Genomic DNA, 23,308 nt, shown 5'->3' on the forward strand with positions numbered 1-23,308 from the left:
CGATGAAGGTTTTAATCACAGGGGCAACTGGTTTTCTAGGAAAATATATAGTTGAAGAATTAAAAAATAATGGTTATCAGGTTGTTGCATTTGGAAGAAATGAGAAAATTGGCAAGACTTTGATTGACAGTAATGTTGAGTTTTTTAAGGGAGATATAGAAAATAAGGAAGATTTGCTAGGAGCTTTGCAAGGATGCAGTGCGGTAATTCATGCTGCGGCATTATCTACAGTTTGGGGTAAATGGAGCAATTTTTATAAGGTAAATGTGTTAGGAACTCGAAATATTGTTGAAATTTGTGAGAAGCAAGGCTTAAAATTAGTTTTTGTTTCATCTCCCAGCATATATGCTGGGGCAAAGGATCAGCTGGATGTTAAGGAAAATGAGGCTCCAAAGGATAATAACCTTAATTTTTATATAAAAAGTAAAATTATGGCAGAAAATATAATCAAGAATTCCAAGCTAAATTATATGATAATTCGCCCACGTGGATTATTTGGAATCGGAGATACAAGCATAATTCCAAGACTTCTAGATTTGAATAAAAAAATGGGAATACCTCTTTTTGTTGATGGAAAACAAAAAGTCGATGTAACTTGTGTTGAAAATGTTGCCTATGCTTTAAGGCTGGCACTAGAAAATGAAAAGTATTCACGGCAGACTTATAATATAACAAATGATGAGCCGATAGAATTTAAGGAAATTTTGACATTGTTCTTTAACGAGATGGGAACAGAAGGCAAATATTTAAAATGGAACTACAGACTAATTTTAACTTTGGTTTCAATTTTAGAAAAAATTTATAAACTTTTCGGAATTGTGAAAGAGCCTCCTCTTACCAAATATACCCTATATTTAATGAAATACAGCCAGACTTTGAATATTGACAAGGCAAAAAAAGAATTAGGGTATTATCCGCAAATATCTGTTCTTGAAGGAGTAAAAAAATATGTTAAGCACATCAGAGAAAATGATAGAAAAAGTTGAATATTTTGCCTGCGGCTATTGTACAAATGATTTAAAGAAGGTTTTTAAAGGTTTTGGTAAGACAGTAGTTGATTTTTATGCGGGAGTGTTTTTGATAAAGCATAAAAGGATGGGCTATATTCTCTATGATACTGGTTATTCTATGAATATTTTAAAAAATAAATTTAAATATTTTTTGTATAGATTTCCCAATCCGATAACCTTAAAAAAAGAAGATACAATTGATTACCAGCTTAGAAAAAAAGGTATAAGCATAGAAGAAATAAAATATATAATTGTTTCACATTTACATCCTGATCATATTGGGGGATTGAAATTTTTTCCAAACTCTAATTTAATATTAACTGAGACTTGCTATAATAGTTTTAAGTCAAAAAAAGATAATTTTTTAATTTTTAATGAACTTCTGCCAGATGATTTTGAAAATAGATTGACATTGATAAGAAAGGAAAATTATAAGGAAAACAAGTTGTTTTTGTATAAAAATAGTTTTGATTTATTTTCTGATTCATCTATGCTTATGGTCGAGATAGACGGACATGCAAAAGGTCAGGCATGCGTATATATGCCAGAATTAAAACTGTTTATTGGTGCTGATGTATGCTGGGGGACTGAATATCTTCCATTTACAGACAAAATGAAATGGCTTGCTAGAAAAATACAGAATAACTTTGAGGATTACAAGCAGGGAAGTGATTTTTTAAAAAAATTGTTAAAAGATGATATTTCTGTTGTTGTCAGTCATGATAATAAAGAAAAAGTAAAGAGGATATTGAATGAAAAAAATATTTAAGATTATATCAAGTTTTATAAAAATAAGATATTTTAATAAATGGGATTCACGAGATAAACTTTTGGAATATCAGAAAAAGCAGGTAAATAAACACTTAAAATTTCTAAAAGAAAAATCTACATATTTTAAAACTCATGAAATTTCTGAAAATTTTGTTATGAATAAAGCATTTATGATGGAAAATTTTGATGAACTTAATACTTTAGGAGTAAAAAGAGATGAAGCCATGGAAATTGCCTTAAATAGTGAAAAAACAAGAAATTTTGATCAGAAATACAAAGAAATTTCAGTAGGGCTGTCTTCTGGAACTTCAGGACATAGAGGAATGTTTATTACTACTCCTGAAGAGCAAGGCATATGGGCAGGAACTATTTTGGCTAAAATGCTGCCTAAAAATAGTATTCTTGGACATAGAATAGCATTTTTCCTAAGAGCGGACAATGATCTGTATAAATCTATAAATTCTTTTTTAATAAGTTTGGAATATTTTGACACTTTTAAAGATATTGACGGACATATTGAAAGATTGAATGAATACAATCCAACTATTATTGTTGCTCCCCCCTCCTTACTATTAATGCTGGCTAAAAAGATAGAGGAAGGCAAGTTGAAAACTTTTGTGAAAAAAGTTGTTTCAGTTGCAGAAATTTTGGAGAAACCTGACGAGGAATATATAAAAAAGCAGTTTAATTTAAAAGTAATTCATCAGATTTACCAGGCGACAGAAGGTTTTTTAGCCTGTACTTGTGAATATGGACATCTCCATTTGAATGAAGATTTAATAAAATTTGACAGGAAATATATAGATGCAAAAAGATTTTATCCAATAATTACAGATTTCAGGAGGACAAGCCAGCCTTTTGTAAATTACTATTTAAATGATATTCTAGTTGAATCAGAAGAACCATGTGAGTGCGGTTCTGTTTTACAGAGAATTGAAAAGATTGAAGGGCGTTCAGATGATATTTTCAGGTTTATAAATAAATTTGATAAAGAAATTACTGTATTTCCAGATTTTATTAGAAGAGTAATACTTTTTGCTGAAAATATAAGAGAATATCAGGTTTTTCAAATAAATAATAATTTATTGGAGATTGCAATTTTGAATGTAAATAATGAACAAGAAAAGCTGGTGAAAAAAGAGTTTGATAAATTGTTCGATTCTTTGGATATAGAAAATGTAGAAATTAGATTTATAGATTATAAAACAGATAGCACAAAAAAATTAAAAAGGATAATAAGAAAGGTCATAGAATGAGAAAAATTCAATTTAAAGGATACGGAATAGAATTACCAAAAAATACAATTGAACTTAAAGGACAAATTCGCTATAGAATAAGTGAAGGTGAAAGCCAAATTTCCCTTGCTGTTTCTGCCTGTGAAAAAGCATTAAAAAATGCAAATATAACAATTAATGATATTGATTGCATAGTTTCAGCCAGTGCTGTTGGAATACAGCCTATACCATGCACAGCAGCCTTAATTCATGAAAAAATAGCAAAAGGGACTTCAATTCCAGCTCTTGATATAAATACTACCTGTACAAGTTTTATAACTGCTCTGGATACCATGTCATACCTTGTAGAAGCAGGAAGATATGAAAGAGTACTGATAGTTTCCTGCGATGTAGCTTCAATAGCCTTAAATCCAAAACAAAAGGAAAGTTTCCAGCTTTTCAGCGATGGTGCGGCAGCATTTGTAATCGAAAAAACTGAAAAGGAAATAGGAGTTATTGATGCAATACAGAAAACGTGGTCAGAAGGAGCACATTCAACTGAAATTCGAGGAGGTTTAAGCAATTTTCATCCCAAAAATTATTCTGAAATGACAAAAGAGGAATATATGTTCGATATGAACGGAAAAACAGTATTGTCACTTTCAATAAGCAAAATTCCTGAATTAATGAAAAATTTTCTAAAAAATAATGGAATGAAAGTCTCAGATATAGATATGACAGTTCCCCATCAGGCTAGCGTTGCAATGCCTCTTATAATGCAAAAGTTAGGAATAGAAAAAGATAAATTTTTAGATGAAGTCAAGGAATTTGGAAATATGGTATCAGCATCTGTTCCTATAACACTAGTTCATGGACTGGAAAATGGAAGAATTAAAAGCGGCAATACAATCTTGCTTATTGGAACAGCGGCTGGACTTACTACAAACATGATGCTAATTAAATTATAGTTATAATTAATAATAATTTTTTTAAGTTTAGGATTTTTATGTTAAAATAAAGAAAGTAAATTTAAAACTTGGAAGAGGTATGAAATGGAAGAGAAAGAAATAAAGATTTTAGCAAAAGATATTTTTAATAAAATAGAAAAAAAGTATCAAGAAACGGCAAAAGAAATGATTGTTGCAGATGCTTCGGTCAATGCTTCAAAAGAAATAAAAATAACGGATAGCAAAATTGAAGGGATTCCGTATATTCCAAAAGGGAGAAAAATTCCAAAAAATTCAAAAGGACAACAATTTATGTTTCTTGCACAGATAAATTGTGAAGAATTGAAGGGGCTTGAAGATTTCCCGCAGGAAGGGATTTTGCAGTTTTGGATTTTGGGAGAAGATTTGCTGGGATTGGATTTTGACGATTATACAAATCGAGATGGATTTGATGTGATTTATTATGAAAAAATTGAAGATTATTGTTCTGAAGCTGAGTTTAAGAGGATGTACAATCCTTATAGAGAAAATTCAGGAAATTTAGAAATAGCAAATAAGCCTTGTAAAATGAATTTTTCTTTGGAAAAACAGAAAGAAAGTTTTAATTATGAGTTTTTAGAAAAACTTTATGAAGAAGTGTTGAAGGAAGAAAATCTTAAATTTGAAGAAGATAATGAATTATATGAAGAAGTAGAAAGAATCTATGAAGATGAATTTTATGAAGAAATTGTTGGAACAAAATGCAACGGATTTCCATATTTTACTCAATTTGAACCAAGAGATGAAGAACAATTGAAAGAATACGATACTTTGCTATTTCAGATTGACAGTGGAGGGGAAATTATGATTGGAGATTGTGGAGTGATGAATTTCTTTATAAATCGTGAAAAATTGAAAAATAAAGATTTTTCAGATGTTTTTTACAACTGGGATTGCTATTGATTGTTTTACGAAAGGTCTGAAAGTCGATGAAGTTTAAATTTTTAAATTTTATATTTTTGATATGTTTTATATTTAGTGGTGTACTGTATTCGGATGAAAAAAGAAAAGTTGAAGAGAAAGAAGTTGAAATTATTGATGGAAAGGCCTATGTAAAAGGAGAAAATAAGCCATTTTCAGGGAATATAATAGTTCGATATGATAGTGGAGAAATTTCAAGTGTATATGCTCTTAAGGAAGGGTTGAGGCAGGGAATAACCAATTATTATTATAAAAATGGAAAATTAAAAGCCGAACTTATTTATGTTAATGATAAACTAAACGGAAATATGAAAGAGTTTTATGAAAACGGAAATATTCAATCAGAAACAGAATACAAAGATGATGTTTTATATGGAAAGAGAATAGAGCGTTATGAAAACGGGAACTTGAAAACAACATCTGAATGGAATCGATTTTTGGATGGAGAAAAAATAGAATATCATAAAAATGGTAAAATTAAGAAAAAAGAAATTTATAAAAATGGAGAGTTGCAGAAAGATGGATTAAGTAAATTTTGGAATATTTTGGTAATATTAGCATTTGGAATACTATTTTTGACTTTACCATTTTCTTTCTTCAAAATATATAAACAGTTTCCGAAGGTAAAATTACTGGATGAGTATCAGAAAGAAAAAATATTAGAAATTTTAGTAAAATATAATTCACAGATAACATCTTTACATTCAAGTTATTCTATTAATGGAACTGGAACAACTTATGTAAAAATTAGAAATTTTAAAATTAGAGAAGAAAAATTTTCAATTTTAGCAAAAATGTATTCAGTATTTTGGATGCCAATGCCGTATATTATTGGATATATAGTTTGCCATGATAAAGATAAAATAATTTCTTCTTTTTCAAAAGAAAGTTTTCAAAAAATAAAAGATGAAATACAGGAAAAAATTTTGTGAGGAAAATAAAGATTATAACTGATAGAAAGTTGGAGAAAATGGATATAATATAAATTATGATTAATGCAGGAAATTTTAAAAGAAAAATATATTTATATTTTGAATAATGAGAATGAAAAAGAGTTTTTAGAATGGGGTTGGAATTGAAAAAAGCAGAAAAGAATTGTTTGAAAATAAAGGAGAAGATAGAAAAAGATGAGTTTATTTACTATGTTTGAAAAATTAGAAAATGTTACGTATGATATGTTTTTTGGAATGATAAGGCAAAACAGCTATGGAATTGTAAAAGAATTTGTAGATTTGTTTGGAGATGATGTAGTAACTGCACTAGATGAAGAAGGGTTTCCAATAAATGTGGAAACAAAAAATTTTTTTTTAAAACTAAAAAATGGAATAAATATTTCAGGCAAAATGTATACTGAAGAAAAAGCTGTAATTTGCTCTAATCTATTAATAAATGAATTTTCAAATTATGACTTTAAACGGAGTTATTATGAAAAAAATTTAAAAGAAAAGCTTTTAGAACAAATTTCATTATTTAATGTAGTTATACTTATTGACGTTTCATTTTTTGGAAAAGGAATAGTCGGTACAAAATTATTTTCATCAAGAAAATATTTATTAAAAATTGCGAAAAAAATGAATGCCTATAGTTCGAGTTATACAGATGAAATTTTACATCCAAGCGGAAAAATTTTAATTGGAAAATTTCAAAATGGAGCATTGTTTTCACATTTTAAAGAATATAAAGTAATTGCTTTAAATGATATTACAAGGAATTAAAAAATTTATAAATAAAAAATTTGGAGAGAAAAATTGGAGGATAAAAAGATGTCAGAAATGAAAAATGAAATGAAAAAACCAAAAACTTTGTTTGATAAAGTTTGGGAAAAACACGTAATTACAGGAGAGCCTGGAGAAGCACAATTGCTTTATATAGATTTACACTTAATTCACGAGGTTACTTCGCCACAGGCGTTTTCGGGATTGAGACTTGCTGGAAGAAAGGTAAGACGGCCTGACTTGACTTTTGGAACGATGGATCATAACACGCCTACTATAATGTCGCAAAGAATGAATATTAGAGATAAGATTTCTAAGGCACAGCTTGATGCTCTTGCTGCTAACTGTAAGGAATTTGGGATTGAACTTGTTGATATGTTTAATGAAAATAATGGAATTGTGCATATGGTAGGGCCTGAACAAGGACTTACACAACCTGGAAAAACTGTAGTTTGTGGAGATAGCCACACTGCGACTCACGGAGCTTTTGGAGCTTTGGCATTTGGAATTGGTACGAGTGAAGTGGAACATGTTTTGGCTACACAGACAATTTGGCAAAAGAAACCAAAAACAATGGGAATTGAAATTACTGGAAAATTGCAAAAAGGTGTATATGCAAAAGATATAATTCTTCATATAATCAAAACTTACGGAATTGGGCTTGGAAATGGTTATGCTTTCGAGTTTTTTGGAGATACGATAAGAGGACTTTCAATGGAAGAAAGAATGACAATTTGTAATATGGCAATAGAAGGAGGAGGAAAATCTGGAATTATCGCACCCGACGAAATAACTTTTGAATATGTAAGAGGAAGAAGATTTGCTCCAAAAGGCGAAGAATTCGATAAAAAAGTGGCTGAATGGAAAGAGTTGTACACAGATTCTGTAGATGCGTTTGACAAATACATAAAAGTTGATGTTTCAAACCTTGAACCACAAGTTACTTGGGGAACAAACCCTGAAATGGGAATTAATGTTACTGAAAAATTTCCAGAAATCAGAGATCACAATGATGAAAAAGCATACGAATATATGGGCTTAAAACCAGGACAAACTCCATTTGACATACCTTTAAAGCACGTATTTATCGGTTCTTGTACAAATGGAAGATTGAGCGACCTGGAAATTGTTGCAAAAATTGTAAAAGGAAAGAAAGTTGCGCCAAATATTACGGCAGTTGTAGTTCCTGGCTCACAAGTTGTTAAAAAAGCGGCTGAAGAAAATGGAATTGCACAAATCTTGAAAGATGCGGGATTTGAATGGAGAGAAGCAGGATGTTCAACTTGTCTTGGAATGAACCCTGACTTGATACCAGCTGGAGAGCATTGTGCCTCAACTTCTAACAGAAATTTTGAAGGACGGCAAGGAAAAGGAGCAAGAACACATCTAGTAAGTCCTGCAATGGCTGCTGCGGCTGCAATTTATGGGAAATTTGTGGATGTAAGGGAATTGGATGAAGTAAAATAAGAGAATTGATACTGGTTAATGATAATTAATAAGAATAAAAAAATTGAAAGAGAGAAAAATACTATGAAAAAGATAACTTTTTATACAAATCCACGTTCGAGAGGGGCGATTGTAAGATGGATGCTAGAAGAATGCGGAGCAGAGTATGATGTAGTGCCTGTTCATTTTGGTAAAGAAATGAAATCAGAAAAATATCTTTCAGTAAATCCAATGGGGAAATCTCCAGCACTGGAGGTAGATGGAAAAGTAATTACAGAAACAGCAGCAATATTAATATTTTTAGCAGACATGTATCCTGAAAAAAACTTGATACCACCAGTTAATTCTTTGGAAAGAGGAGAATTTTATCGTTGGATGTTTTTTCTAGTTCAATTAGAATATGCTTTTATTGATAAGTTTTTTGATGTTCCATCAAGTGAAGAGAGAAGAAGAAGTGTAGGCTATGGAGATTACGATACAGCATTAAATACCTTAACTGAGTTTTTAAAAGGCAAAAAATATGTAATAGGAAATAATTTTACCGTGTTAGATTTGTATTTTACAGCAACATTAAGATGGGCAATATTTGTAGGGGGAATGCTTCCAAACGAAGGTATACTTGTGGATTATATGAATCAACATTTAACAAGAGAAGCAAATGTAAAAGGAAAGGAACTAGATCAAAAATTAGCCGAATCAATGGGGATAGTGTAGAAATTTAATCAAAAAAGGGATAAAAGATAAATTGAAAAACTCTTTTAAAAATTAGTTAAAAATAGAATTTTTATATATAAAAAATGAAGGAGAAAAAAATGAAACCATTTACAAAATATGAAGGAACAATCGTTCCAATAATGAATGACAATATTGACACGGATCAATTAATTCCAAAACAATATTTAAAAAGTATCGAAAAAACAGGATTTGGGCAATATGTGTTTGATGAGTGGAGATACAATGAGGACAGAACAGATAATATGGATTTTAATTTAAACAAGCCTGAATATAAGACAGGAACAATTTTGATTACAGGAGATAACTTTGGGTGCGGTTCGAGCAGGGAACATGCGGCTTGGGCATTGCAGGATTATGGATTTCATGTAATTGTTGCAGGAGGGTATTCAGGAATATTCTACATGAACTGGCTAAATAACGGACATTTGCCAATAACTTTGCCAGAAGCTGATAGACTGGAACTGGCTAAACTTCCTGGGGATGCTAAAGTGGTAGTTGATTTGGAAAATAACAAGCTGACAGCAAATGGGAAAGATTATTTCTTTGAGCTGGAAGAAAGCTGGAAACAGAGATTGCTGAAAGGGCTTGATTCGATTGGGTTGACATTGGAACATGAAGATGAGATTAGGAAGTATGAGGAGAATCATAAGTAGTCAAAAAAGGAGTAAAAATGAAAAATTGGGAAATCATAGATGGAGAGTATACTCGTAAAGTGATGTGGATAAATCACGAAATAGAGATGAAATTATACTGTAATGGTGAAGATGATATTGACGAAGATGAACTTGATGAAGTAGAAGTCGAAGAAATGGTTGAAAAAATTTTAGAAAATAAAGAATATTGGGATACAAAGTGTAAAAATTTGTTTGCTGAAGAGTTTGTTGACTGGTTTAACGAAGAAGAATGGGTAAAGCCAGAATATGCTGAAATTTATTATGAAACAAAGAGTATTGATGAAGTGGAGAAAAAATTACTTAAAATTATTGGAAAAGAAGATACAGAAGAAATTATGAAGAATAATTTTTTAACAAAAGAAGCATTTAAAAAGTTTCTTAATAATGAAGACATGGAAATAATAATTGATTATAGTGAGGTAGAAGAAAATTCTAATTTTACAATAGCTATGCATGAAAAATTATTTTTTGTTGATAAAATGTTTTATACTTGTTGTAATTTTAATGGTGAAATAGACGAGTATTATATGGGCTAACTTTCTTAAATTTTTTTAGAAAGGAAAATCAGATATGGAAATTCAGGATTTTCGAGAAAGTTCACATAGCAGTTATTTTAAAGAATGGTATGGGAAAGTTATTTGGAAAGGTGAAGAAATACGAGTAAGTCTAACAATTTCCAAAAAATATGATAATGTTGAACTTGAAAAAGAAAAAATGTTTAAAATTTTGGAAGAATTGTATTTTAATCAGGATGAATGGAATAAAAAAGTGAAAGATACGATGGTTAAGTATTTTTATGATGTGCTGAATGATGATTTTTTTGATGATGGAGTATTTCCAGAGTATCCAACTTGCTATGATATGTTATTTGAAATTTTAAAAGACGATTTTACAAAAGAAGAAGCAGAAAGAATATGGAAAACAAAAGTATTTCCATTGGATAAGTATAGAAATTATATTTTTGTTGATAATATTCAGATAACAAGTGAAGGAAATTTTTATTTTGAAGTAGCTGATGATTATACAGTTGTGGGGGATAACTGGATTTGGTTAAAAGGGAATATTGATAAGGGATTTTTTGCTGCAAGTTTTGATGATCTTTTTGAATTTGTCACTGACTTAGAATTAAATGACGAGTTTTCTTCAATTCTTCGGGAAAAATTTAAAATAGGTTATGCAGATGCTAGTAGTTTTTTTGTATCAAGAAGAGAAGGCTTGACAAAACTTTATTATAAGAAGAATCACAAATTAGCGGCAATTGGAAATTATAAATCTGGAAAAAAAGAGGGAATTTGGAAATTCTATGATGAGGATGGGAAATTGACTAAAAAGGTTAATTATGTTAATGATATTGCTGAGGAAGAAGTTGTTTATTGAAATAATAGAATAAAAATTAGAAAGAAAAATTTAAAAGATGGCAGTAAAGTCAAAAAGATAATTAAAAATGGAAGAATATTTTAAACAAAATGGGATAGAGTATGATAAAAATTTTGTTTATGGTATTAATTAAAAAAGAAAGAAATTTTGAATTTGTAACTGAAATTTTTTGTATTTTGCGAAGGGAGAATATTGATTTATGTTTTCAATATTAGGTGCAGTATTATTTGGAGTTATAGCAATTATGACAGTTTTTGTTGCCTGCGGTTTGCCTTTGGGGGAATTTACAATGGGTGGACAACATAAAATCTTACCTAAGAAATTTAGAGTTATGGCAGTCATTTCAGTGGGTATCCAAATTTTTGTAATGATAATTATTTTGCAAGCCGGAGGTTTTATTTCCTTGTGGCTGTCTTTTAAGGTTACTAAATATATTTGTTTCTTCTTTGCTGCCTACCTATCTCTGAATACTATTATGAACATGATTTCAAAAAGCAGGAAAGAAAAATATGTTATGACTCCGCTTTCACTTATAGCCGGAATATGTTTTTGGATAACGGCATTTCAGATGTAGTATGTAAAATAAGGATAATTTATAGTGCATCAAATTCGAAATTTAAAGTAAAAAATATGTACAAAAAAATTTATTTTTAGTATTGATTATTTATAAACTCATGTATTTTTAATTATATATAATAAAACATTACATTTTTTTGATTGGTGCTATTTAATAACTAATTTATTTATATTTTTATAGCATTATGTAGTAGATAAAAAATCTAAAAAGAATATGTTAATCCTATATGGATTTTAACTTGATTCACAAAATTTAAAAAATATAATAGAAACTATTTATTGTATATGTCTTTTCGAAAAACTTATATTATTATGAATTTTATGATTAGGATAGAAAATTGACTAAAAAGGTTAATTATGTTAATGATGTTACTGAGAAAGAATTTATTTTCTGAAAAAAATAGGAAAGAGAACTTTTTAAATGCCAGAAAAATCAAAAGAACAGTTCAAAGTAGAAGAATATTTCAAGCAAAATGGGATAGAGTATGATAAAAATTTTATTTACGCTATTATAAAGAGAAAGAAATTTGAATTCATTTTTGATGATGGGACTTATTGGATTGATTATGAAAGCAGGGATGAAGCCGTGTTATATACTTTTTAAGGAGAATGAAATATTATTTTTCGAAGTTGGGATGCTTGGTGGAATTAAAGGGCTTTTAACAAGAATAGATGTTGATGATATAGAAAAAATTGATTTAAAAAAAGGAATCGTAAACTATAAATTTACAATATCAGTAAGAGTTGGGGATAAAATAAAAAAAGAAATAATAAATTTTACCCAAATTAATGGAAAGGCATGGTGGATACAGAACAGAAATAATTTGATTGAAAGTGGATACTTTGAAAAATTGGCTGAAAGAGTGGGCAAAAGAAGAATGTTGGAACAATAAATAAAAAAAGAAAGGTGACTTTATGAAAAAAAGATTACTTTTATTGCTAATTTTAGCAACTTTTGTAGTATCTTGCGGGAACGGAGGCAAAAATTCAAACGCAAATACAGAAGTTCAAAAGAGTGAAAAAAATAGCAAAGAAATTGATAATAGTTTTGATTTTGAGATATATGGAGAAACATTGGAAGAGGCTCATAAAAATTTTAAGACAAAGATTGTCGATGGACAAAAAACGGAATTTGTGCCAGATGGAAAACCAGGTATTCCGCCTAAAAACAGTAAGTTTTCATTGGTAAATTATCCATCAAAATTAGGAGAAATGCCAATGTATATTACAGCAAAAGAAAATAACGGGAAAAAATATCCAGCGATCATATATTTAAATGGTGGATTTGGTGGAATTGGAGATAGTGAGTTTGGCTGGGATGAAGAATCGCCTAAAAATAATTATCAAGGGGCAGGTGCATTTAAAAGAGATGATTTTGTACTTGCAATACCAAGTGCTAGAGGAGAAAATGCAAATCCTGGAAAATATGAAATGTTTTATGGGGAAATTGAAGACTTGGAAGAAGCTAGAAAATATGTGGCATCACTTCCTTATGTTGATCCAAATAGAATTTATCTTGTTGGACACAGTACAGGTGGGACAAAGGCGTTGCTTCTAAGCGAATATTCAAAAGGTTTTCGAGCAGTTTTTGCAATAGGTGGCTTGCCAGATTTCTTTTGGGCAACAGAAAAACCGGATGAATATGGCGGAGTTCCATTTGATTTGACAAATCCTAGAGAAATAGCAGTAAGATCGTCACTTCGATACGTCCGTTCAATAACATCACCAACTTTCCACTTTGAAGGGCAAGAAGAAAGAAGAGATATTTTATTCGAGCCTATGCAAAAAGCCGCAGACAAATACAAAATACCATTCAAGAAATACCAAATTGCAGGTGGAGATCATTTTAATATACTTTATCCATTAACAACAATGATTGCACAAAAAATACTAGCTGATACAGGGGTGAAAACGAATATTCAGTTTAGTGATGGGGATTTGGATGTGATTTCAAAAGGAATTGTTAAATAGCAGATAATTTGATTTCAGAAAGTTGATTGAAAATGAAAAATTGTAGATGTAAAGTAAGAAGATACGACTTAGAAAATAAATTCAAGTTTTTGGGATAATTTGAAAAAAGGAGATGTTTATGTGGTCAAAAGGAATTGAGTATAGAAAACGAGAAAAAGAAAAGCTCTCTAAAATAAGTTCAAAAGATTTGCCGTTTGATGTGTTTGTAAAAAATGGAGAATTAGTCAGCTGGAGAAGAAGTGGCTGGTGTAAGAGATCTTATCAGTTTTACAAAAAAAGCTGTAATCGGAATTTTAGAAGAAATAAAAATATTGAAACTTCAGTTAAAGGGAATTATTATAGAAAGTGCTATGAGTTGCAGTATGCTTGGATTTAACAAAAAATTTTCAGATGACTAGGAGATAAAAAATTATGCGAACTATCAAAGAATGGAATAAAATAATAGAAAATTATTTTAATGAAAATAATATTGAGTATGACAGGAATTATTTGTGTTTTTTTCCTGAAATCAATTTTATAAAAGTATTTTTTGATAAAAATCTTTTTTATGATTTTAACAAGGATTTGAAAGGAAGTATCATAATTTTGTTTAAGAAAGATAATATAGAAATATTTTCGTGTGATGTAACATTTAAAATATCTTCTGGAATGGAGCTTTCAAATATAGGTAAAATGAGGAAAATAATCCCACGGGAAAAAGTGAAGGTTTTAAAATTAGTAAAAAAAATAATGAGATATAAATTATATTTTAAATTAGATAATGAAGGTAAAGTTTTTAGAATTGAGAAATTTTTTAGATTTAATAAAAGTTGGATATCTGAAAATATAAATTATTTGATAGAAAATAAACTGATATAACTTCATAATGAAGAAAACGACTGAAAAAATAAAATTTATGATATGGAGAAAAATTAATGAAAAGAAAAATACTGTTTTTAATTATGTTATTAACATTTGTAATGTCTTGTGGGAGTAAAAAAAATAGCGATAGTAATGGTAATGACTTAAAAGATGTTGGAAAGTTTAATTATTATGCGAGTGTCTATAATGATATGTCAGAGATTAATGCAGGAATTTCTGAATATTTTAGGGAAGCAGGAGAAGCGGAGAAGATTAAAAAGTCTGAAACTGTGAAAAATATAACTGTCAATGAAGGTACGATTGAGAAACTTCAAAAAGGGATTTCTATAAATTATAAAATGGAAAATCTGGATAAGGTGGCGAAGGAATTGCTGCCAGTATTGAAAGAATTAAAAATTGTTACAGATGATATGAATAATTATTATTCTGGAAAAGATTATACAAGTGATAATTTTGCAAAGGCACAGGAGTTACATACCAAATTTCTTGCAATTATAAAAAAATATGAAAAACTTGATAATGAATTTGGAGCTGCACTTGTGGTACGGGAAAAGGAAAATTTTGAAAGTAGCTTGAACAAATATAAGAAAGACAATAGTTTGATAAAGTATAATATGCTTGTATTAATAAATGAGTCCAAAAATTTTATTGGAGAAATGAAAACTCAAAATCTGAATACAGCAAACTATACTCAAGGCGACTTGACAAAGTTAAAGCCAATACAGCAAAGAATAGTAGAAACTTCAAATAATCTTCAGAAGCTGATAAAGGATGAAAAACAGCTAAAAAAAGAGAAATTTAGAGCTCAAGAATTTAAAACGTTCCAACGCAGTCTTGCGAGTTACAGGGCTTCTATAGCTTCATTTATTTCAAGAATAGAAAGAAAGTACCCAGCCAATCCTGGGGAAATTAAACAGCCTTGGATGACAGAAAGTACAGAAGGCATGCCTAACAATGTCTTGAGGGAATATGGAAATCTGGTTGATGATTATAACAGCATTATGGGAAAATCGAATTAATTTACTGAGTTAGAGTTTTTTTATGAAAATATAAATAATTTAAAATATGAGGTTGATTTTTACACTATTTAATAATATAATTACGTTGTATAACAAAAGTATTACAAAGGAGTGGTAAAAATGGCTACAGTAACAGCTAGAGTTGACGAAAATGTAAAAAAAGAAGCGGAAACATTATTTAAAAAAATGGGGCTTAATATGAGTACTGCTATGAATTTATTTTTGAAGAAGTGTATTTTGGAGCAGGGAATTCCGTTTGAGTTGAAAATGCCGAATAAGGAAACTTTAAAGGCAATGCAGGAAACTGAAGATATTTTAAGTGGTAAAATTGAGAGAAAAGGGTATAAAAGTGCCGAAGAATTATTTGAGGATTTAGGGGTTTAGTTGATGAAATTGACAATAAAGACAACCAAAAGGTTTGACAAGGACTTAAAAAAATTAAAGAAAAGAAAATATGATTTAACATTACTGGCACAGATTATTAATAAATTATCTGACAGTGAAATTTTGCCTGAAAAATATAGAGATCATTATCTTGCTGGGGACTATAAAGGATTTAGAGAATGCCATATTCAGCCTGACTGGCTTTTGATTTATAAAATTGAAAAAAATATTTTGGTTTTAACGTTGTCAAGAACTGGGACACATTCGGATTTGTTTTAAGTTGGAGGAATTTTATGAAAAAAATTATTTTATTTTGTCAGTTATTATTTTTGATAAATTTATTTTCTCAAGATGGAAATATCAAAGAATTTAATGATTCAAAAGGAAACATTTCTGGATATTCAATGGCAGATTTTGATTTTAAAGGGTATTATAAAAAAATTAAAGAATTTGAAGAAAAAATTGAAAATGGCGATGTAAAAGCGATGAATAATTTAGCAAATTTTTATGCTAAACATGACCAAATTGAACAAGCTGAAAAGTATTATAAAATGGCAATCCAAAATGGTTCTAAAAAAGCTAAGAAAAATTTGAAGATTTTGGAAAAATTTCCACTTATGAGTGATCCGATGGTTATGGACGATTTGGCTTAGGATATTCCAATGGAAGATGTTAAAGGTGAGATAAAAATTGCAATTAGAGGATTTAAAGAAAATGGTAAAGATTTAAATGAGTTTGAACGAAATAGAATGAAAGGTATTGTTAGAAAAATTTGGAATAAACTTTATGAAAGTGCAGATTTGGAATTTATTGGATATAATGATAATACAGAAAATAAAAAATTATCATTGGAAAGAGCTAAAAGACTTGCAGAGTTATTTCGTGAAAGTGGATTGAAAGATGAAATGCGAATTGTAAAAGTTTTGGGAAAAGGCTCTGAAAATTCAAGTGATACTAATGATACAGTAGAAGGAAGATATAATAATAGAAGAGTTGAAATTATTGGAAAAAATGTAGTTGAAAAAAATTTTGATTTAAGTTTATTTAATGAACTAAAAAATCAATTGGAAGATGAGTAATTTTTATAATTTTTAGAAAATAAAATTTTTAGATTAAAATAAATAAAAGTTTAAAAGAAAGGAAGTATGAAAATGAACTATAAAATTGCAGTATTAAATGGAGATGGAATTGGACCGGAAATAGTGGCTGAGGCGATAAAGGTTTTGGATAAGGTTGGAGAGAAGTTTGGACATGAATTTGAGTATGTTCGGGGGTATCTTGGAGGGGAGTCTGTGGATAACTATGGAGTGCCTTTGTCAAGTGAAACTGTGGAAGTTTGTAAAAATAGTGATGCTATTTTGCTTGGAGCTATTGGTGGGCCTAAATGGGATAATATTGAGCCTGAGAAACGTCCTGAGAGAGGGCTTCTTGCGATTAGGAAGGAACTTGGAGTTTATACGAATTTGCGACCTGCTATTTTGTTTAAATCGTTAAAAAGTGCGAGTCCTTTGAAGGAAGAAATAATTGGAGATGGGCTTGATGTGATGATTGTAAGGGAGCTTACTGGAGGGCTTTATTTTGGGCATAGGGAATATTCTGATGAAAAGGCGTTTGATACACTTCCTTACACAAGATCTGAAATTGAAAGAATTGCGAAAAAAGCGTTTGAAATTGCAAAACTTAGAAATAAAAAACTTACGAGTGTAGATAAACACAATGTTTTGGACACTTCAAAATTGTGGAGAAAAGTTGTGGAGGAAATTTCAAAAGATTATCCAGAAGTGGAAGTTTCGCACATGTATGTGGATAATGCCGCAATGCAGCTGATTGCTAATCCTAGACAATTTGACGTAATTTTGACTGAAAATATGTTTGGAGATATTTTATCAGATGAGGCTTCAATGCTTACAGGATCACTTGGAATGCTGCCATCAGCGAGTCTTGGAGATGGAAAAGTCGGACTTTATGAGCCAAGTCACGGTTCAGCACCTGATATAGCTGGAAAAAATATTGCAAACCCAATAGCGACAATACTTTCGGCAGTAATGATGTTAAGATATTCATTTAATCTTCAAAAAGAGGCTGATGCGATAGAAAAAGCTGTGGAAGAAGTGCTGGAAGCAGGATTTAGAACGGCTGATATTTATACAGATGGTATGCAGAAAGTTGGAACTGATGAAATGGGAACTGAGATTGCTAATAGAATTTAGGATCTAAAAATTTTGGAAAAGAAGGATATTTTTATGGAAGAAATATTACACTATGAAAATGTAACTTTTAAGCGTAATGGAAGAGAAATACTGAAAGGAATTGACTGGCACATAAATAAAGGTGAGAATTGGGTATTTCTGGGGCTTAATGGTTCTGGAAAGTCAACTCTTCTTGGAATGATACCAGCCTACATTTTTCCAACTTCTGGAGAAGTGAGAGTTTTTGGGCATAAATTTGGTAATTATTCTTGGAAAAAAATAAAGAATCGAGTCGGATTTGTAAGTTCCACATTAAATAATTTTTCAAGCACATTAAATGGCGAAAAACTGGAAGATGTTGTAATTTCTGGAAAGTTTAATTCGATTGGGATTTATGATGAAGTTACGAATGAGGATAGGGAAAAGGCTGATAAGATTATTGAGAATTTTAAGATTTCATATATAAAAAATAATCGTTTTGGTACTTTGTCACAAGGGGAGCAGCGACGGACATTGCTTGCAAGAGCGTTTATGAATGAGCCTAATTTGCTTATACTGGATGAGCCTTGTTCGGGGCTTGATGTAACTTCGAGAGAGTATTTTTTGAAAGTGCTTGAGGAAAATTCCAAAAATGATAATGCAATACCGTTTATTTACGTAACTCATCAGATTGAAGAAATTATGCCATCGGTAACTCACGTGGCACTTCTTCACGATGGAAAAATTTTGGCAAAAGGGCTTAAAAAGGATATTTTGACTGGTAAATTACTTTCTCAGATGTTTGATTTGGATGTGAAGATTGTTTGGGAAAATGAAAGACCTTGGCTGATTGTGAGATAAATTTAGGATTTATCTAAAAGGAGTTGATTTATTAAATATGGATAAAAGCAGAAAATTTATGGCGGTAATTTTAGCATTACTTGCAGCTATTTTTTATGCAATAAATACACCATTTTCTAAAGTGCTTTTAAATAAAATTCCTCCTACATTGATGGCATCTTTTTTATATTTGGGAGCTGGAATAGGTGTGGGTATTATGTACTTGTTCCGTAGTAAAAATGAGGATAAATATGAAAGATTGAATAAGGAAGATCTTCCTTATACTATTGGAATGATTGTCCTTGATATTGCGGCACCTGTATTTCTGATGATTGGTATAAATATTGGTTCAGCTTCAAATGCTTCACTTCTTGGTAACTTTGAAATTGTAGCAACAACAATTATTGCTCTTTTAATATTTAGGGAAAAAGTAACATCAAAGTTATGGATTGCTATCGGTTTTATTACAGTATCAAGCATAGTTCTTTCAGTTGAAGGGGCTGAAAGTTTCCGGTTTTCATTAGGCTCATTGTTTGTTATACTGGCAACTTGCTGTTGGGGACTTGAAAATAACTGCACTAGAAAAATCTCGGATAAAAGCACTTATGAGATTGTTTTGCTGAAAGGCTTTTTCTCTGGCAGCGGCTCATTTATAGTCGCCCTTATTTTGGGAGAAAGAATTCCTGAAATCAAATATATAATAGCTGCTTTGCTACTTGGATTTGTGGCATATGGACTCAGTATTTTTATGTATATCAGGGCACAAAGAGATTTAGGAGCTGCAAAAACTAGTGCATATTATGCTGTAGCTCCGTTTGTAGCAACTTTTTTAGCATTTATAGTAAATGGAGAAAAACTTACTTTGGTATATTTCATTGGTCTTGTTTTTATGATAATCGGCAGCGTAATTGTTGTATATGATACAATGGTTAAACGTCACAGTCATAGTCATTCTCACATAATTGTTCATAAGCATGATGGAAAAACACATACTCATATTATCACGCATAAACATGAGCATAGTCATTTTACATCAGAGAAAAAGCATAATCATAAACATAAAGATTATATGAACAGCAAAGAACATAAATTGATACACGAAAAAGAATTGTAGATTTATAAAAGTGCTGTATTTGAAACATAAAAAATTAAAGTTTCAAATAAAAAAAATTAAGCAAGATTAAAATTGTTCAAGAAATTAGAAATTTGTAGAGGTGAGAAAAGTGTAATGGCAACATATTCAACTTAAATCGAAATAGTATAAAATTACGAGGAGATTATAAGATGAACAATTATATAAAATTAAATGAAGATAGATGGAATAATGTAAAAAATGACTATACTGAGCCATTGACACATAAAGAATTAGAAGAAGTTAGAAATAATCCAATTTCTGTTGCATTAACTGTTGGGAAAAAAGTTCCGAAAGAATGGTTTGAAAAAGCCAACGGAAAAAAGATATTAGGTTTAGCTTGTGGTGGTGGACAGCAGGGTCCAGTTTTTGCTATAAAAGGTTATGATGTAACCATAATGGATTTTTCTAAATCACAATTACAAAGAGATAATATGGTTGCTAAAAGAGAAGGCTTAAAAATCAATACAGTTCAAGGCGATATGACAAAACCATTTCCATTTGAAAATGAAACTTTTGATATTATTTTTAATCCAGTTTCAAATGTATATGTAGAAGATTTAGAAAACATATATAAAGAAGCCTCTCGAGTATTGAAAAAGGGTGGATTGTTAATGGTCGGATTTATGAATCCTTGGATATACATGTATGATGCTGATATTGTATGGGACAAACCCGATGAGGAATTACTTTTAAAGTTTTCAATACCTTTTAATTCAAAAGAGCTTGAAGAGGAAGGCAAAATAACCATAAATCCAGAATATGGATATGAATTTAGCCATACCTTAGAAACTCAGATTAGAGGACAACTTAAAAATGGTCTCGCTATGATAGATTTTTATGAATCATGTGATAAAAGACATAGATTATCACGTTATGGAAATGACTATATAGCTACACTCTGCATTAAACTATAATATTATGGAACATACTTCAGGAGAATAGCCCATTTTATTTTCCTTAAGGGTTAAAATCTAAATCCCGATTTATAGAGATGTTTGGAGATGAAAGTAAATTTAAGAAGAAAAAATTAAATGAAAATATTAAAGAAATGTTTATTGGTCCATTTGGAAGTAGTTTAAAAAATGAATGTTTTGTTTCTAAGGAAGAAGGATTTTGTATTGTATATGAACAGAAGCATGCAATAAGAAAAACAATAGATACATTAAATCGGTATGTAGATAAGAAAAAATATGAAGAATTAAAAAGATTTACAGTATATCCAGGAGATATAATAGTGAGTTGTAGGGGAACAGTTGGAGAAATTTATAGAATTCCATACAATGCTAAATTTGGAATAATGCATCCTTCTATAATGAAAATTAGGTTAAATAATGAAGTTTATAATGTTATATTCTTTGAAAAAATGTTAGAGAAACATATGAAAAAAATATTGTATATGTCTCAAGGTAGCGGAATAAAAATGGCAATCACAGCAAAAGAGTTAGGGAAAAAAGATTTTATAGTTCCTCCGCTTTCGCTCCAAAATGAATTTTCACAATTTGTAGAGAAAACGGATAAATTAGAATTTTGTAATTAATAGAAATTAATGTTTTTAATAAAATGAAAAAAGAGGAAACTTATGGATTTTAATAAACTTTATGAAGAAATGATTTGGTATAAAAACGAAGAACAGGCACGACAAATGTCAAAATATATGCTTAATAAATTTGAATATATTGGAATTAAGACGCCTGAAAGACGCAAAATATTTAAAAATTTTTTCAAGGAATACAAGAATGAAGAAAAAATCGACTGGGAATTTGTAAATAAATGCTGGGAAAATAAGTACAGGGAATTTCAGTATGTTGGAGCAGATTACCTAAAGAATATGAAAGATAAGTTGACAATAGACGATATTCCAAAGCTTAAACAGTTAATCTTGAAAAAATCGTGGTGGGATACGATAGACAATTTAGATATGACAATAGGAGCTTTGGCATTAAAAGATTCAAATGTGAATAAAATATTGATAGAATGGAGCCTTGATGAAAATATTTGGCTTAGAAGAATTGCGATTGATCATCAGCTTCTAAGAAAAGAAAAAACAAATACTGAATTGTTGGAAAAAATTTTGAAAAACAATTTGGGACAGACGGAATTTTTTATCAATAAGGCGATAGGCTGGGCATTGAGAGATTATAGCAAGATTAATCCTGAATGGGTAAAAAATTTTATTGAAGAAAATAAAGAAAAAATGGCAAAATTAAGTATTAAAGAAGCTAGTAAATATTTGTAATATTAAACTCTGTTTAAGTAACAAAGTTATTATAGACTTTTTTAACAAAGTATATTTCCAAATAATTAAAATATAGTTTTTTAGTTATAATAAAAGTCGTACTAGCCATAGGTATTGCGTAGCAATCTTGCCATACATTTTGATTCTCAGGATAAATCTTTATTGCAAGATAAGGATTTGCGGCAATGAGCAATCCTGAAAAAAGTGTAATAAAAATAGTAAAATTGTCATTAAACAAAATAATTTAATACTAAATTTCATTAGAAAATAAAAACTATGTTAAAGATAGGAAGGTTTAATTTTAAATGTGGAATAGTATAAGTTTTAAAGTAAAAAATATTTATAAAAAAATAGAAATATATAATTTTAATGTTAGAATATTTGAAATATACTGGTATTGCAATAAAATATTTTTAAATTCAGTTTTAAAGTGATTTTACTGTATTATAGGCATAAAAAATATTGAAAGGATTTATAAATTATGAAAAAAATAATAATGATAATGGGAACGGCTTTAGTTCTTTCATCTTGTGGAGTTGTTGGAGCGGCAGGAAGTATCGCTGGTGGAACGATTAAAGCGGCTGGAACTGTTACAGGAGCGGTAATTAAGACAACTGGAAATATTATTGGCGGAATAATCGGCGGAAATGATGGAGAAATTAATGCGAAAGGTGTTAAGTATAAATTTTCTAAGGCAAAAGTTGAAAATAATGGGAATACGACAATTGTAACAGGAGTTTTAACAAATAGTGGAAGCAGAAAGGAAAATGTTACTATTGAAATCCCTTGCTTTGATAAAAAAGGAACAAAAGTCGGAGATGCTGTGGATAGCACTGATTCTATTGATAAAAATAAAAAATGGGAGTTTAGGGCTGTTCTAAATTCGGGAGATGTAAAAGCGTGTAAAGTGAAGGATGCTTATGTAAATGCACAATAAATTTGATAATAACATCCTATACTAAACCCTGTTTAAATAATGAATTTATTACAATCTCTTCTAATAAAAGATAAAATCTAATATTTCTAAGATATAATTTTTATTTTTTAAACAAAGTCTAGTATAAACTAATACGTCAGAGTATTTTTCTGTGCTGGAAAAACTGTTTGAGCAGAGTGAATTTTTTGTTAGTGTAGAAAAATGTCGTAGTAGGCTAGCAATTCTTGCGACAGTTTTATAGGGATTTGCGGCAATGATCAATCCTACGAAAATAAAAAAGGAAAAATATAGTAATGTAAAAAAATATTTATTAATCAAAATATCTAAAAAAT

General features: G+C 29.8%; 30 protein-coding genes. All 30 read left to right on the top strand.

The features are described from left to right. Positions 1-2 precede the first annotated feature (2 nt). The 30 genes from HMPREF1552_RS06260 (at position 3) to HMPREF1552_RS06400 (ending at position 22,976) form a co-directional block, all read left to right on the top strand. The gene (locus HMPREF1552_RS06260) at positions 3-986 is read left to right on the top strand and encodes an NAD(P)-dependent oxidoreductase (protein WP_021744281.1); all 984 of its coding nucleotides are present in this window, start codon (positions 3-5) and stop codon (positions 984-986) included. Continuing rightward, on the top strand, positions 949-1,779 hold the full coding sequence (locus HMPREF1552_RS06265; RefSeq protein WP_039901314.1) for an MBL fold metallo-hydrolase: 831 nt from the start codon (positions 949-951) through the stop codon (positions 1,777-1,779). The genes HMPREF1552_RS06260 and HMPREF1552_RS06265 overlap by 38 nt, the downstream gene beginning before the upstream one ends. Next, positions 1,763-3,037, top strand: a complete 1,275-nt coding sequence (locus tag HMPREF1552_RS06270) for a F390 synthetase-related protein (RefSeq protein WP_021744283.1) — start codon at positions 1,763-1,765, stop codon at positions 3,035-3,037. The genes HMPREF1552_RS06265 and HMPREF1552_RS06270 overlap by 17 nt, the downstream gene beginning before the upstream one ends. Next, the gene (locus HMPREF1552_RS06275; protein ID WP_021744284.1) at positions 3,034-3,963 is read left to right on the top strand and encodes a 3-oxoacyl-[acyl-carrier-protein] synthase III C-terminal domain-containing protein; all 930 of its coding nucleotides are present in this window, start codon (positions 3,034-3,036) and stop codon (positions 3,961-3,963) included. Before HMPREF1552_RS06270 ends, HMPREF1552_RS06275 begins: the two co-directional genes overlap by 4 nt. A gap of 84 nt (positions 3,964-4,047) precedes the next feature. Beyond that, positions 4,048-4,884 carry a YwqG family protein gene (locus tag HMPREF1552_RS06280; protein WP_021744285.1) on the top strand — a complete coding sequence of 279 codons (837 nt, stop codon included), beginning with the start codon at positions 4,048-4,050 and terminating at the stop codon, positions 4,882-4,884. A 26-nt stretch (positions 4,885-4,910) separates the two neighbouring features. After that, the gene (locus tag HMPREF1552_RS06285; RefSeq protein ID WP_021744286.1) at positions 4,911-5,834 is read left to right on the top strand and encodes a toxin-antitoxin system YwqK family antitoxin; all 924 of its coding nucleotides are present in this window, start codon (positions 4,911-4,913) and stop codon (positions 5,832-5,834) included. Positions 5,835-6,029: 195 nt separating this feature from the next. Then, entirely contained in the window at positions 6,030-6,617 is a 588-nt protein-coding gene (locus HMPREF1552_RS06290) for a hypothetical protein (RefSeq protein WP_021744287.1), read from the top strand. A 48-nt stretch (positions 6,618-6,665) separates the two neighbouring features. Then, positions 6,666-8,084, top strand: a complete 1,419-nt coding sequence (gene leuC, locus HMPREF1552_RS06295) for a 3-isopropylmalate dehydratase large subunit (protein WP_039901317.1) — start codon at positions 6,666-6,668, stop codon at positions 8,082-8,084. A 63-nt stretch (positions 8,085-8,147) separates the two neighbouring features. Next, the gene (locus HMPREF1552_RS06300) at positions 8,148-8,777 is read left to right on the top strand and encodes a glutathione S-transferase family protein (RefSeq protein WP_039901344.1); all 630 of its coding nucleotides are present in this window, start codon (positions 8,148-8,150) and stop codon (positions 8,775-8,777) included. 98 nt (positions 8,778-8,875) lie between these two features. Further along, complete coding sequence (gene leuD, locus HMPREF1552_RS06305) at positions 8,876-9,451, top strand: 3-isopropylmalate dehydratase small subunit (protein ID WP_039901318.1); 576 nt, start codon at positions 8,876-8,878, stop codon at positions 9,449-9,451. Between the two features lie 17 nt (positions 9,452-9,468). Continuing rightward, positions 9,469-10,008: a DUF2262 domain-containing protein gene (locus tag HMPREF1552_RS06310; protein WP_021744291.1), complete on the top strand. Its 540-nt coding sequence runs from the start codon at positions 9,469-9,471 to the stop codon at positions 10,006-10,008. A gap of 34 nt (positions 10,009-10,042) precedes the next feature. Beyond that, on the top strand, positions 10,043-10,849 hold the full coding sequence (locus HMPREF1552_RS06315; RefSeq protein ID WP_021744292.1) for a DUF2262 domain-containing protein: 807 nt from the start codon (positions 10,043-10,045) through the stop codon (positions 10,847-10,849). Positions 10,850-11,048: 199 nt separating this feature from the next. Next, positions 11,049-11,423, top strand: a complete 375-nt coding sequence (locus HMPREF1552_RS06320) for a hypothetical protein (protein WP_021744293.1) — start codon at positions 11,049-11,051, stop codon at positions 11,421-11,423. 423 nt (positions 11,424-11,846) lie between these two features. Beyond that, entirely contained in the window at positions 11,847-12,029 is a 183-nt protein-coding gene (locus HMPREF1552_RS12780; RefSeq protein WP_021744294.1) for a hypothetical protein, read from the top strand. Continuing rightward, on the top strand, positions 11,992-12,318 hold the full coding sequence (locus HMPREF1552_RS06330) for a hypothetical protein (RefSeq protein ID WP_231370753.1): 327 nt from the start codon (positions 11,992-11,994) through the stop codon (positions 12,316-12,318). Before HMPREF1552_RS12780 ends, HMPREF1552_RS06330 begins: the two co-directional genes overlap by 38 nt. 22 nt (positions 12,319-12,340) lie before the next feature. Continuing rightward, positions 12,341-13,396 (top strand): S9 family peptidase, encoded by a 1,056-nt coding sequence (locus HMPREF1552_RS06335; protein WP_021744296.1) that lies wholly within the window; start codon positions 12,341-12,343, stop codon positions 13,394-13,396. A gap of 118 nt (positions 13,397-13,514) precedes the next feature. Next, positions 13,515-13,772: a hypothetical protein gene (locus HMPREF1552_RS06340; protein ID WP_021744297.1), complete on the top strand. Its 258-nt coding sequence runs from the start codon at positions 13,515-13,517 to the stop codon at positions 13,770-13,772. A gap of 35 nt (positions 13,773-13,807) precedes the next feature. After that, entirely contained in the window at positions 13,808-14,254 is a 447-nt protein-coding gene (locus tag HMPREF1552_RS06345; RefSeq protein WP_021744298.1) for a hypothetical protein, read from the top strand. 56 nt (positions 14,255-14,310) lie between these two features. Beyond that, entirely contained in the window at positions 14,311-15,276 is a 966-nt protein-coding gene (locus HMPREF1552_RS06350) for a DUF3829 domain-containing protein (protein ID WP_021744299.1), read from the top strand. Between the two features lie 120 nt (positions 15,277-15,396). Beyond that, positions 15,397-15,660 (top strand): type II toxin-antitoxin system RelB/DinJ family antitoxin, encoded by a 264-nt coding sequence (locus tag HMPREF1552_RS06355; protein ID WP_021744300.1) that lies wholly within the window; start codon positions 15,397-15,399, stop codon positions 15,658-15,660. 3 nt (positions 15,661-15,663) lie between these two features. After that, positions 15,664-15,939 carry a type II toxin-antitoxin system YafQ family toxin gene (locus HMPREF1552_RS06360; protein WP_021744301.1) on the top strand — a complete coding sequence of 92 codons (276 nt, stop codon included), beginning with the start codon at positions 15,664-15,666 and terminating at the stop codon, positions 15,937-15,939. A 14-nt stretch (positions 15,940-15,953) separates the two neighbouring features. After that, positions 15,954-16,313 carry a tetratricopeptide repeat protein gene (locus HMPREF1552_RS11605; RefSeq protein WP_021744302.1) on the top strand — a complete coding sequence of 120 codons (360 nt, stop codon included), beginning with the start codon at positions 15,954-15,956 and terminating at the stop codon, positions 16,311-16,313. Positions 16,314-16,322: 9 nt separating this feature from the next. Continuing rightward, positions 16,323-16,739 (top strand): OmpA family protein, encoded by a 417-nt coding sequence (locus HMPREF1552_RS11610; RefSeq protein WP_021744303.1) that lies wholly within the window; start codon positions 16,323-16,325, stop codon positions 16,737-16,739. A gap of 72 nt (positions 16,740-16,811) precedes the next feature. Then, on the top strand, positions 16,812-17,870 hold the full coding sequence (leuB, locus tag HMPREF1552_RS06370) for a 3-isopropylmalate dehydrogenase (protein ID WP_039901320.1): 1,059 nt from the start codon (positions 16,812-16,814) through the stop codon (positions 17,868-17,870). A 33-nt stretch (positions 17,871-17,903) separates the two neighbouring features. Next, the gene (locus HMPREF1552_RS06375) at positions 17,904-18,689 is read left to right on the top strand and encodes an ABC transporter ATP-binding protein (protein WP_021744305.1); all 786 of its coding nucleotides are present in this window, start codon (positions 17,904-17,906) and stop codon (positions 18,687-18,689) included. A gap of 37 nt (positions 18,690-18,726) precedes the next feature. Next, a complete protein-coding gene (locus tag HMPREF1552_RS06380; protein ID WP_021744306.1) occupies positions 18,727-19,782 on the top strand; it encodes a DMT family transporter in 1,056 nt (351 codons plus the stop codon). 170 nt (positions 19,783-19,952) lie between these two features. After that, the gene (locus HMPREF1552_RS06385; RefSeq protein ID WP_021744307.1) at positions 19,953-20,717 is read left to right on the top strand and encodes a class I SAM-dependent methyltransferase; all 765 of its coding nucleotides are present in this window, start codon (positions 19,953-19,955) and stop codon (positions 20,715-20,717) included. Positions 20,718-20,794: 77 nt separating this feature from the next. Next, positions 20,795-21,340, top strand: coding sequence for a restriction endonuclease subunit S (locus HMPREF1552_RS06390; protein WP_021744308.1), 546 nt, complete (start codon positions 20,795-20,797; stop codon positions 21,338-21,340). 42 nt (positions 21,341-21,382) lie between these two features. Further along, the gene (locus tag HMPREF1552_RS06395) at positions 21,383-22,039 is read left to right on the top strand and encodes a DNA alkylation repair protein (RefSeq protein WP_021744309.1); all 657 of its coding nucleotides are present in this window, start codon (positions 21,383-21,385) and stop codon (positions 22,037-22,039) included. 481 nt (positions 22,040-22,520) lie between these two features. After that, positions 22,521-22,976: an FxLYD domain-containing protein gene (locus HMPREF1552_RS06400; RefSeq protein ID WP_021744312.1), complete on the top strand. Its 456-nt coding sequence runs from the start codon at positions 22,521-22,523 to the stop codon at positions 22,974-22,976. Positions 22,977-23,308: the final 332 nt, after the last annotated feature.

It is taken from the genome of Leptotrichia sp. oral taxon 879 str. F0557 (assembly GCF_000469385.1).
GTDB lineage: Bacteria > Fusobacteriota > Fusobacteriia > Fusobacteriales > Leptotrichiaceae > Leptotrichia > Leptotrichia mesophila.

Coding starts and splice junctions, on each gene's coding strand:
- HMPREF1552_RS06260 (WP_021744281.1), top strand. CDS start 3: ATGAAGGTTTTAATCACAGGGGCAACTGGTTTTCTAGGAAAATATATA.
- HMPREF1552_RS06265 (WP_039901314.1), top strand. CDS start 949: ATGTTAAGCACATCAGAGAAAATGATAGAAAAAGTTGAATATTTTGCC.
- HMPREF1552_RS06270 (WP_021744283.1), top strand. CDS start 1,763: ATGAAAAAAATATTTAAGATTATATCAAGTTTTATAAAAATAAGATAT.
- HMPREF1552_RS06275 (WP_021744284.1), top strand. CDS start 3,034: ATGAGAAAAATTCAATTTAAAGGATACGGAATAGAATTACCAAAAAAT.
- HMPREF1552_RS06280 (WP_021744285.1), top strand. CDS start 4,048: ATGGAAGAGAAAGAAATAAAGATTTTAGCAAAAGATATTTTTAATAAA.
- HMPREF1552_RS06285 (WP_021744286.1), top strand. CDS start 4,911: ATGAAGTTTAAATTTTTAAATTTTATATTTTTGATATGTTTTATATTT.
- HMPREF1552_RS06290 (WP_021744287.1), top strand. CDS start 6,030: ATGAGTTTATTTACTATGTTTGAAAAATTAGAAAATGTTACGTATGAT.
- leuC (WP_039901317.1), top strand. CDS start 6,666: ATGTCAGAAATGAAAAATGAAATGAAAAAACCAAAAACTTTGTTTGAT.
- HMPREF1552_RS06300 (WP_039901344.1), top strand. CDS start 8,148: ATGAAAAAGATAACTTTTTATACAAATCCACGTTCGAGAGGGGCGATT.
- leuD (WP_039901318.1), top strand. CDS start 8,876: ATGAAACCATTTACAAAATATGAAGGAACAATCGTTCCAATAATGAAT.
- HMPREF1552_RS06310 (WP_021744291.1), top strand. CDS start 9,469: ATGAAAAATTGGGAAATCATAGATGGAGAGTATACTCGTAAAGTGATG.
- HMPREF1552_RS06315 (WP_021744292.1), top strand. CDS start 10,043: ATGGAAATTCAGGATTTTCGAGAAAGTTCACATAGCAGTTATTTTAAA.
- HMPREF1552_RS06320 (WP_021744293.1), top strand. CDS start 11,049: ATGTTTTCAATATTAGGTGCAGTATTATTTGGAGTTATAGCAATTATG.
- HMPREF1552_RS12780 (WP_021744294.1), top strand. CDS start 11,847: ATGCCAGAAAAATCAAAAGAACAGTTCAAAGTAGAAGAATATTTCAAG.
- HMPREF1552_RS06330 (WP_231370753.1), top strand. CDS start 11,992: ATGAAAGCAGGGATGAAGCCGTGTTATATACTTTTTAAGGAGAATGAA.
- HMPREF1552_RS06335 (WP_021744296.1), top strand. CDS start 12,341: ATGAAAAAAAGATTACTTTTATTGCTAATTTTAGCAACTTTTGTAGTA.
- HMPREF1552_RS06340 (WP_021744297.1), top strand. CDS start 13,515: ATGTGGTCAAAAGGAATTGAGTATAGAAAACGAGAAAAAGAAAAGCTC.
- HMPREF1552_RS06345 (WP_021744298.1), top strand. CDS start 13,808: ATGCGAACTATCAAAGAATGGAATAAAATAATAGAAAATTATTTTAAT.
- HMPREF1552_RS06350 (WP_021744299.1), top strand. CDS start 14,311: ATGAAAAGAAAAATACTGTTTTTAATTATGTTATTAACATTTGTAATG.
- HMPREF1552_RS06355 (WP_021744300.1), top strand. CDS start 15,397: ATGGCTACAGTAACAGCTAGAGTTGACGAAAATGTAAAAAAAGAAGCG.
- HMPREF1552_RS06360 (WP_021744301.1), top strand. CDS start 15,664: ATGAAATTGACAATAAAGACAACCAAAAGGTTTGACAAGGACTTAAAA.
- HMPREF1552_RS11605 (WP_021744302.1), top strand. CDS start 15,954: ATGAAAAAAATTATTTTATTTTGTCAGTTATTATTTTTGATAAATTTA.
- HMPREF1552_RS11610 (WP_021744303.1), top strand. CDS start 16,323: ATGGAAGATGTTAAAGGTGAGATAAAAATTGCAATTAGAGGATTTAAA.
- leuB (WP_039901320.1), top strand. CDS start 16,812: ATGAACTATAAAATTGCAGTATTAAATGGAGATGGAATTGGACCGGAA.
- HMPREF1552_RS06375 (WP_021744305.1), top strand. CDS start 17,904: ATGGAAGAAATATTACACTATGAAAATGTAACTTTTAAGCGTAATGGA.
- HMPREF1552_RS06380 (WP_021744306.1), top strand. CDS start 18,727: ATGGATAAAAGCAGAAAATTTATGGCGGTAATTTTAGCATTACTTGCA.
- HMPREF1552_RS06385 (WP_021744307.1), top strand. CDS start 19,953: ATGAACAATTATATAAAATTAAATGAAGATAGATGGAATAATGTAAAA.
- HMPREF1552_RS06390 (WP_021744308.1), top strand. CDS start 20,795: ATGTTTGGAGATGAAAGTAAATTTAAGAAGAAAAAATTAAATGAAAAT.
- HMPREF1552_RS06395 (WP_021744309.1), top strand. CDS start 21,383: ATGGATTTTAATAAACTTTATGAAGAAATGATTTGGTATAAAAACGAA.
- HMPREF1552_RS06400 (WP_021744312.1), top strand. CDS start 22,521: ATGAAAAAAATAATAATGATAATGGGAACGGCTTTAGTTCTTTCATCT.